Origin of the sequence: Aeromonas sp. R2-2, assembly GCF_040908355.1 — a bacterium.
GTDB lineage: Bacteria > Pseudomonadota > Gammaproteobacteria > Enterobacterales > Aeromonadaceae > Aeromonas > Aeromonas veronii.
The window spans coordinates 1-8,249 of sequence record NZ_JBFODQ010000047.1 but is presented as its reverse complement, the minus strand read 5'-3'; the positions used below and the strand labels follow the sequence as shown (position 1 = coordinate 8,249).

Sequence of the window (8,249 nt, the reverse complement as noted above, 5' to 3'; positions counted from 1 at the left end):
CGCGAATTCAACTTCGAAGTGCAATTCCCGATTAAAAATCAGGCTGCTTTCAGAAGTTCGTCAAAAACCACCTGTGGCTGTTTGAATCCCAAGCATTTGCGCGGCCTGAAGTTCAGCCGCTTTTCGACGGCTGACAGTGCCTCTGCTGTCACCACACTCAAATCACTGCCTTTGGGCACATATTGCCGCAGCAGACCATTGCTATTCTCATTCTGTCCCCGTTCCCATGCACTGTATGGATGCGCAAAGTACACCTGCGCTTCCAGCTCTGCTGCAACACGTTCATGTTCGACAAACTCGCTACCATTGTCAGCTGTGATGGTATGGACATGTGCCTGGTAGGGTTTCAGCATGCTGATAATGGTGTCCGCCACCGCGCTGGCTGTTTTGCTGGGAACGTATTGAACCAGGTAGAGCCGGCTCTTACGCTCCAACAGACTCACTATTGCACCGCTGCCTTGCTTACCCAACACGGTATCGACTTCCCAATCTCCCACACGGCTCCGCTCATTGACTATCGCAGGGCGTTCATCAATCGATACCGGATTGGGAATGACACTGCGTTTGCTGTTCTTACCCTTGCGATAGCGTTTGTGACCCTGACGCAGATGCCGGTATAGCGTGCCACCGTTGGCCTTGTCGCGTGCCACATAGCGGTATATCCACTCGTGGCTAACCGGGCAGTTAATCATGTCTCCAACGCCACTGATTTGCTCGGGACTCCAGTCCGCGACCAGCGCCATGCAAACAAAGTCGATGGTATCAGACGGGACAGTACGCTTCTGACTCGTCAGCCGTCGTGCCGTGGCAAGTTGGTGAGCCTGCTGCGGCTGATAGGCCTGCCCAGCACAATTACGACGAAGCTCACGACTGATAGTCGATGGATGAACCCCGAGCTGTTTGGCAATGCGGGCCTGTGACAGGCCATGGTCACGGAGGCAGGCAATCTGGTATCGTAGCCCCTCGGTCAACTGCTGGTATTTCATGGTGTATCGCTTTGTTTCTTTGGCGAGAAGAAGCGTACCCTAACTGGTAGTTGACCGCCTCTCTCCTATGCACCATGGGCATTGCACTTATTATCTGAATTCACGGGGACAGAGAATAATCCATTTAAGCTTTATTCCCCCTTAACTGATAGTATTATAGGTACTATGGGGACAAGCTATGCGGCTCCTTATGCGTTAAGAATAGCTGCTGGCATTGATTCTATTACCAGTTTTAACCTGACCCCATCAACCGTTAAAGCATTGATGGTTCATCATGCAAAAAACAATGATAATGAACAAGTTGAGGTTGGTTGGGGGTTATTTCCTTCTTCACCTGAAGAGATAATAGAATGCTTAAGTGATGAGGCAATGATTGTGTATCAAGGTGAACTTGAGCAATCTCAACATTTGAGAATTCCAATTCCATTGCCTGATGGAATTGATTGTACATGGGTGCATATCAAAGCTACCTTCTGTTTTAATGCGATCACTGATCCTGAACATCCATTGCATTACACAAGAAGTGGCCTTGATATTTCATTTAGAGCTAATGATGAAAAGCAGAAAGAAGGTGCTGGTCATGCTGACACGAAAACATTTTTCTCAGTAGATAAATTATATGAAACTGAGGAGGAATTGAGAGAAGATGCCCATAAATGGGAAACTTGCATATCTAGACAGCAAAGATTTAAAAAGACAACCTTATCTAATCCTGTCTTTGATGTTAAGTATCACGCGAGAGAGCGGGGTGGTGAGGCTCAAAAAGACCTTCCACCATTGAAGTACTCTCTTGTTATTTCTATTCGGGCGGAGGGTGATACAAACACCTATAACTTGGTCCTACAACAAAATCAAACGTTGCAGGCCGTGAAGGTTACCAATAGAGTTCGTTTGTAAAGATGGAAGATTAAAACCGACATATCGATATTTGTATGTTTGGTAAACGGATCTTTTAAAATAGTAGGTATGATACTTTATTGTTCTACCCTAAACTTGTATCAGTATAGAACACCCTGATTGGTATGAAACTATCATTCAGTGGTGCACCAACGTTTACTGTATAAAAGCACCTTACAGAGTGATTTGGTATGGTACTTTATTACTCTGAAACAAGAGCCGCAATTGCGGCTCTTTTTGTTGCTGCTGAGGGGTTACGACAGCCGCAGGTTGGTGATGGTGACCTCGTCGAGGGAGGGCACTATGATGCCGCTGGTGATCCCTTTGGCGATGGCCTGACTGCGGTTCTTTGAGTCGGTCTTGTTGGTCACCTGGGTCAGGTGAAAGTTGACCGTCCGCTCACTGATGCCGAGGATGGTGGCGATCTCCCAGGAGGTCTTGCCCTCGCTGGCCCAGAACAGGCACTCCTTCTCCCGATCCGACAGTTCGGTCAGGTACTTCATCATATCCGGTCTGCTTTTGATCAGTTGCAGTGCGGAGTTGAAGATGTAGCTGGCGCAGAACGACAGCAGCGGGACATTTTCAAACATCAGGTCGGAGTTGGATTTCTCCTTGGTGATGAATGAGAGGATGCCGTGCTCCCCCTGCGGGGTGTGCAGCGGAAAGGAGACGCCATTGCGTACCCCGAAATCAGCGGCCAGGTTCATCACGTCGCGGCTGGCGCTGGGCAGCCAGGGCGAGTCGCAGTCGAGCTTGTTCCAGAAGATAGGCTGGGTCTGTTTCAGCCCCAGATAGACCACCGGATCCTGGGTCAGATACTGGTTTTCGCTATAGGCGTCAAACCAGGTGGTCGGACAGTTGTTGAACAGTGCCACGTGGGATTTTTGCATGCTGATGGGGAAAATAATCAGCAGCCGAAAGTAATCGAAGCCCATTTGATGACTGAAGCGCTCCAGCAGTTGCTGGATATCGCTGGTTTTTGTTGCCTTGGTGAACTTGTCGATATGTTCCCAGATCGCATCGTTGAGCATTACTTTCTCCTTTTTCGATCTCTATCACACTGATCGAAAAGATTTTTTCTCGTTATTTATATTTGTGCGGTGGCTATTGGCGCCACTTATTCCGTGCGTGCTTAAAAATTATCCTGTTTTTGTGCATAAAGGCCAAGAAAATCCTCTCGTTGCCAGTCCGCCCTGCATTTGAGATAATGATAATAGTTATCATTAGTAAGATGTATTTCAATGAACAAATTATGGGGTGTGGCCCTGCTGCCACTGTCAGTCCACTTTGCTGCCATCGGGGATGAGCTGGTTGCTCCCGCCCTCAAGAACAGCATAGCTGCCGGGAAAGCCTCCCAGCAGCGGGTGGAAAAAGCCGCCGATGCCGCTGTTGCCGCACGACTGGAGCTGCAAAATGCCCAGCTGCAACTGCGTGACCTCGAAGCCTACAACCGCTACATGCAATCTCTGGTGGCCGATCAGCAAAATGAGCTGGGTAAATTGAGTCAGCAGCTTGAAGCGGTGCAAGAGACCCGTCAGGGCTTGATACCGCTGATGTTGCAGATGCAGGCAGATCTGGAACAGCTGGTGCAAAATGACATCCCGCTGCGCAAGGAAGATCGGCTGGCGCGGGTTGAACAGTTGAAAGCGACCCTGGCTCGCGCAGACGTTAGCGAGGCAGAGAAATTCCGTCAGTTGCTGCAGGCCTATCAGATCGAAGCCGAATACGGCAGCCGGATGGACAGCTATTCCGCCGAGCTGGAGCTGGATGGTGCTCCGCGTCGGGTCGATGTGCTGGCGCTGGGCCGGCTCTCCCTGCTGGCAATGACGGCCGATCGCAGTCAGGCATGGCGCTGGTCTGCCGAGGCTAAGCAGTGGCAAGCCCTCGATAGCCAGTGGCTCTCCCCTATCGCCGAGGCGATGGATGTGGCCGCCGACAAGAAAGTTCCCCAGTTGCTCAATGTCCCCCTCTCTGTCAGCCGTAGTCAGGAGGCCCAATCATGAGAGTCACCATGAAGTGGTTCCCCCTCCTTATTGCCCTCTCCTGCGGTACCAACGCCGCTGTCGCCGATGAGTGGCAGCAGCAGGAACAGGCTCGTGAACAGCAGGCTCAGCAAGATCTGGCGACCGTTGCCAGGGAGCTCGGCACTGCCCGCGCCAGACTGGCCGAGGCCCAGCGCTTGAGCAAGGAGCTGGCTGGCAAGTTCGCCAGCAACGAGAAGCAGCTGGTCGAGCTTAACGCCCAGTGGGAGCAAGCCTCCGGCGACATGAACGAGATCTTCGCAGTCACCCGTCAGGGCGCCAGCGATGCGGTCAAGCTGCTGAGCGAATCCGCCGTCGAGGGCCAGTACCCGGAGCGTCTCGCCCCGCTGAAAGCCATGGCACAGGATAAACAGGTGCCGGATCGCGCCGCCCTCGCCCTGCTGCCCGCCACGCTGCTGCAGGAGATCCGCGAATCTGGCCGGATTGCTCAGTTCAACGGCAAGGTGCTCGATGCCCAGGGGGCTGCCAGCGAGCAGTCGCTGACCCGGGTTGGCAGTTTTGCCCTGCTGGGGAGCGAAGGCTTCCTGCAACCGACCGCCGAAGGCTTGAGCCCGGTACTGGGTCTGCCCGGTAGCGTGTTCTCTGCCGTTGCGGCTTATCAGGGTCAGGAAGGGGAAGCGCTGCCGCTGGATCCTTCGCATGGTACTCTGCTGGTGATGCTGGCACAGGCGCCCACCTTCTGGCAGCAGGTACAACAAGGTGGTCAGGTCGGCGCCATTATCGTGCTGTTGGCCGCCATCGGTTTGGGAATTGCAGCAGTACGGCTGTGGAGCCTCTCCCGCGAACTGGGTCGGGTGCGCCGCCAGCTCAAGAGCGGCGAGTATCACGCCGACAACGCCCTTGGCCGGGTGCTGACGGTGGCAGACAAACACCCCGAGCTGAGCATGGAGACCCTCGAACTGCGTCTTGATGAGGCGATCCTGCAGGAGACTCCTCGCATGGAGCGCGGTATCGGCATGGTCAAGGTGATCGCGGCCATCGCCCCCATGCTGGGTCTGCTCGGTACCGTAACCGGGATGATCGGCACCTTCCAGGCCATCACCCAGTTTGGCACCGGCGATCCCAAGATCATGGCGGGCGGCATCTCCATGGCGCTGGTTACCACGGTACAGGGTCTGGTTGCGGCCATTCCGCTGATCCTGGCCCACAGCCTGCTGCAATCGCGCTTCACTGAGCTTTCCAATGTACTGGAGCAGCAGGTAGCCGGCATTCTGGCCGAGCGCGCCGAGAGCAATAACGGCGGGATGGAGCGAGCAGCATGATGCTCGACATCTGGCAACAGCTGCAGAGTTTCATGAGCCGTGGCGGCCCTGTGCTCTGGGTCATTCTGGCCCTGCTGGTGCTGATGTGGATTTTGATGATCGAGCGGCTGCTCTACCTCAATCTGGGTTTTGGCCCCTTGCAGCAACAGCTGCTCGGCCGCTGGCAGGCCCGCAGCGAGCGCCACAGTTGGCACGCCCGGGCGATCCGCAGCCGCTGGCTGGCGCAGGCAGAGCTGGAACTGAACCGTCATCTGATCTTCATCCGCACCCTGGTGGTGCTCTGTCCCATGCTGGGGTTGCTGGGCACAGTGACCGGCATGATCGGCGTATTCGATGCGTTGGCTGCGGCCAACCGCTTTAACCCGGAGAGCATGGCGGGCGGGATCTCCCGCGCCACTATCCCCACCATGGCAGGCATGGTGGTGGCGCTCTCCGGCGTATTGTTACTCAGTCGGCTCGAGAGTCAGGCCAAGCGTGCGCTGGCCAAGACCCGGGACGGCCTGCGAGAAGAGAAGGTAATGCAATGAGACGGCAATCCAAACGCCAGCGTGACGAAGTGCAGATCGACATGACCCCCATGCTGGATATCGTGTTCATCATGCTGATCTTCTTTATTGTCACCACCTCCTTCGTGCGCGAAGCCGGGCTCGAGGTACACAGACCTCAGGCCAGTCAGGCCAAGGCGCAGAAATCTTCCAGCATCATGCTGGCGATCGGGGCTCAGGGTCAGATCTTCCTCGACCGCAAGCAGATCGATGTGGAGCGGGTGCAGGCCACCATCGCCCGTCTGCTGGCGGAGCAACCTGATGCCAGCCTGGTGATTCAGGCCGACGAGCGAGTGCCCCATGGCAAGGTGGTGCGGGTGATGGATGAGGCCAAGGCGGCGGGTATCGCCAATATCGCCGTGGCGGTGGCGCCGAAATGAAATACAAGCTGATGAGCCTGGGGCTGGGGGTTGCACTCAGTCTGGGCATCCTGCTGTTCATGGCCACGCTGGTTGAACCGCCCCGGGGCGAGAAGGTGGCGAGCGAACAGAAGCCCATCGTCATCAATATGCAGAACGAGGTGACCGAGGTGCAGGTGCGCGAGCGTCCGGTACCGCAGGAGCCTGAACCTCTGCCAGAGCCTCCTGCCGCATTGGCCTCGACACCGTTGCCGATGCCAGCAGCAGCCCCCTTGGCGGCCGTTGAGCCGAGTCTGGATCTTGTTTCCAGCCTCAGCGCGGTGCAGGTCTATGCCCCCGGTGTGGCGACCAGTACTGCACCGGTATTGAGTGGCAACTACCACGGCCAGCAGCAAGGGGCGGGTATCGGCGCCGGTGACATGCTGATGCCGCTGCAACGGATCGAGCCGGTCTACCCCTATCGTGCCCAACAGTCAGGGATCGAAGGTTTCGTCACCCTGCGCTTTAGCGTGAATGCGGAAGGTGGCGTGCAGGATGTGGAAGTGGTCGAGGCCAAACCCAAGCGTCAGTTCGAGCGGGCGGCCATTCAGGCGATCAACAAGTGGCGCTATCAGCCGAGACCGGGCGCCACCGACAAGCTGGTGCAAGTCATCACGCTCAAATTCAAACTGGAGTCATAACTATGTTGCGGATCTGGATCTGTCTGCTGGCCCTGGTCGGCCAAGCCTGTCTGGCGATGGAGGTCAGCCCTCACTTCTCCCGTCAGCTTGAACCCGTGATGAAGCTCTATCAGTCTGGTCAGTGGCAACAAGCCCAGAGCAAGGCATCCGGCCTCAAGCCAAATAGCGATGCCGAGCGTGCCTGGCTGGCGCAGCTGCAAGCCTCGCTGGCGGCCAATCTGCAACAGACCGCCCAGGCGAGCCGTTATGTCGAACAGGCCCTTGCCTATAAAGAGTGGCCCGAGCAACAACAGCTCCAGCTGCTGCGACTGCGCGGCGATATTCAGGCCCAGCAATCCAACTGGTCTGGTGCCATTGTCAGCTACAAGGCGGCACTGGCACTGAAGCAAGACGATGCACTGCGCCTGCGTCTGGCTGGCCTCTATTACCACAACAAGCAGTACGGTGACGCCGCCAGTCAGAGCGAACAGTTGTTGAAGAAGGGTTGGCAGAAGCAGGCCGCCATCATTCGTCTCTCCGCCCTCACCGCCCAGCAACGTTATGGCGTGGCTGCCGATCAGGCGGCTGAGTTGATCAGCCACGAACCCAAAGAGAGCAAATGGTGGCAGCAGGCGGTGTCGCTCAACCTCTCCGCCAAACGTGGCGATCAGGCGTTGGCTCTGTTGCAAACAGCTATCGACAGAAAACTGATGGGTGATGCGTCTGCCCGCAATCAGCTGATCCGTCTCTATGCCTGGCAAGGGCTGCCTTATCGTGGTGCCCGTCTGCTGGAAGCGGCCATGGCCAAGGGACAGATGAAGCAAAGTGCTGAAAACCGCCAACTGCTGGCCCAATTGTGGGAAGGTGCCCGGGAGTGGTCACAAGCAGTTGATAGCTGGCAGCAGCTGGCCAGCCTACATGGTCAGCCCAAAGCTGCCATGCGCGCCGCCGAACTGATGCTGCAACAGGGCAAGACTGATGCTGCCATGATCCAGCTCGCCGCCATCAAGTCGGTAAAAGGCGAGCAAGGCAATCGTGCCAAAGCGCTGCTGGTGCAGGCACACCTTAATAAGGAGCAGTATGCCCAGGCGCTGGAACTGGCCCGTGAGCTGCAGCAACAGGATAACTGGCAGCAGAAGGCAACCAGCTGGGTCAACTATATCCGGGCACAAAGCGAAGAGTTGAGCAAAAAAGCGGCGTAAAAGAGGTGCCAAGGGGCTGTTTTGGGGCGTTCAGTTCGCTTTTTCAGCAAACGAACGCATTTTTGCAAAAAGCCCTTGTCATCCCGGCGCGGCTCCCTATAATGCGCCCCTACCAGCACGGCGGAACACGCCAACCTGATGGGCCAGCTTCCTAGCGAAGTGGGCGCCGAAAGAAAAGCGAAAACAATCGCTTGACTTTCGAAGTGAGAAGCGTAATATGCGCCTCCTCAACGCGACAAGCGTGACGCTCTTTAACAATTTGAATCAAGCAATCTGTGTGGGCACTCACAGCATCGA

At 56.0% G+C, this 8,249-nt stretch carries 9 protein-coding genes; 7 read left to right on the top strand and 2 right to left on the bottom strand.

Annotated features, from left to right (window positions below; genetic code table 11):
• Positions 1 to 38 precede the first annotated feature (38 nt).
• Positions 39 to 986 (bottom strand): IS30-like element ISAeca1 family transposase, encoded by a 948-nt coding sequence (locus AB5Z09_RS08760; protein WP_012564931.1) that lies wholly within the window; start codon positions 984 to 986, stop codon positions 39 to 41.
• Between the two features lie 81 nt (positions 987 to 1,067).
• Between AB5Z09_RS08760 and AB5Z09_RS08755 the strand changes: the two genes are divergently transcribed.
• A complete protein-coding gene (locus tag AB5Z09_RS08755) occupies positions 1,068 to 1,883 on the top strand; it encodes a S8 family serine peptidase (RefSeq protein ID WP_368195079.1) in 816 nt (271 codons plus the stop codon).
• 254 nt (positions 1,884 to 2,137) lie between these two features.
• On the opposite strand, the gene AB5Z09_RS08750 is transcribed toward AB5Z09_RS08755, so the two are convergent.
• Positions 2,138 to 2,914 carry a LuxR family transcriptional regulator gene (locus AB5Z09_RS08750; RefSeq protein ID WP_005357256.1) on the bottom strand — a complete coding sequence of 259 codons (777 nt, stop codon included), beginning with the start codon at positions 2,912 to 2,914 and terminating at the stop codon, positions 2,138 to 2,140.
• A 210-nt stretch (positions 2,915 to 3,124) separates the two neighbouring features.
• Between AB5Z09_RS08750 and AB5Z09_RS08745 the strand changes: the two genes are divergently transcribed.
• From AB5Z09_RS08745 to AB5Z09_RS08720, 6 genes are read left to right on the top strand one after another with little or no spacing between them, the layout of a single operon-like run.
• Positions 3,125 to 3,886 (top strand): DUF3450 domain-containing protein, encoded by a 762-nt coding sequence (locus tag AB5Z09_RS08745; RefSeq protein WP_162515220.1) that lies wholly within the window; start codon positions 3,125 to 3,127, stop codon positions 3,884 to 3,886.
• The gene (locus AB5Z09_RS08740) at positions 3,883 to 5,187 is read left to right on the top strand and encodes a MotA/TolQ/ExbB proton channel family protein (protein ID WP_167565556.1); all 1,305 of its coding nucleotides are present in this window, start codon (positions 3,883 to 3,885) and stop codon (positions 5,185 to 5,187) included. Before AB5Z09_RS08745 ends, AB5Z09_RS08740 begins: the two co-directional genes overlap by 4 nt.
• Positions 5,184 to 5,714, top strand: coding sequence for a MotA/TolQ/ExbB proton channel family protein (locus tag AB5Z09_RS08735; RefSeq protein WP_167565558.1), 531 nt, complete (start codon positions 5,184 to 5,186; stop codon positions 5,712 to 5,714). Before AB5Z09_RS08740 ends, AB5Z09_RS08735 begins: the two co-directional genes overlap by 4 nt.
• Complete coding sequence (locus tag AB5Z09_RS08730; protein ID WP_005339369.1) at positions 5,711 to 6,112, top strand: biopolymer transporter ExbD; 402 nt, start codon at positions 5,711 to 5,713, stop codon at positions 6,110 to 6,112. The genes AB5Z09_RS08735 and AB5Z09_RS08730 overlap by 4 nt, the downstream gene beginning before the upstream one ends.
• Positions 6,109 to 6,771, top strand: coding sequence for an energy transducer TonB (locus tag AB5Z09_RS08725; protein WP_021230422.1), 663 nt, complete (start codon positions 6,109 to 6,111; stop codon positions 6,769 to 6,771). The genes AB5Z09_RS08730 and AB5Z09_RS08725 overlap by 4 nt, the downstream gene beginning before the upstream one ends.
• A 2-nt stretch (positions 6,772 to 6,773) precedes the next feature.
• A complete protein-coding gene (locus AB5Z09_RS08720; RefSeq protein WP_368195078.1) occupies positions 6,774 to 7,952 on the top strand; it encodes a tetratricopeptide repeat protein in 1,179 nt (392 codons plus the stop codon).
• The last annotated feature ends 297 nt before the right edge of the window (positions 7,953 to 8,249 follow it).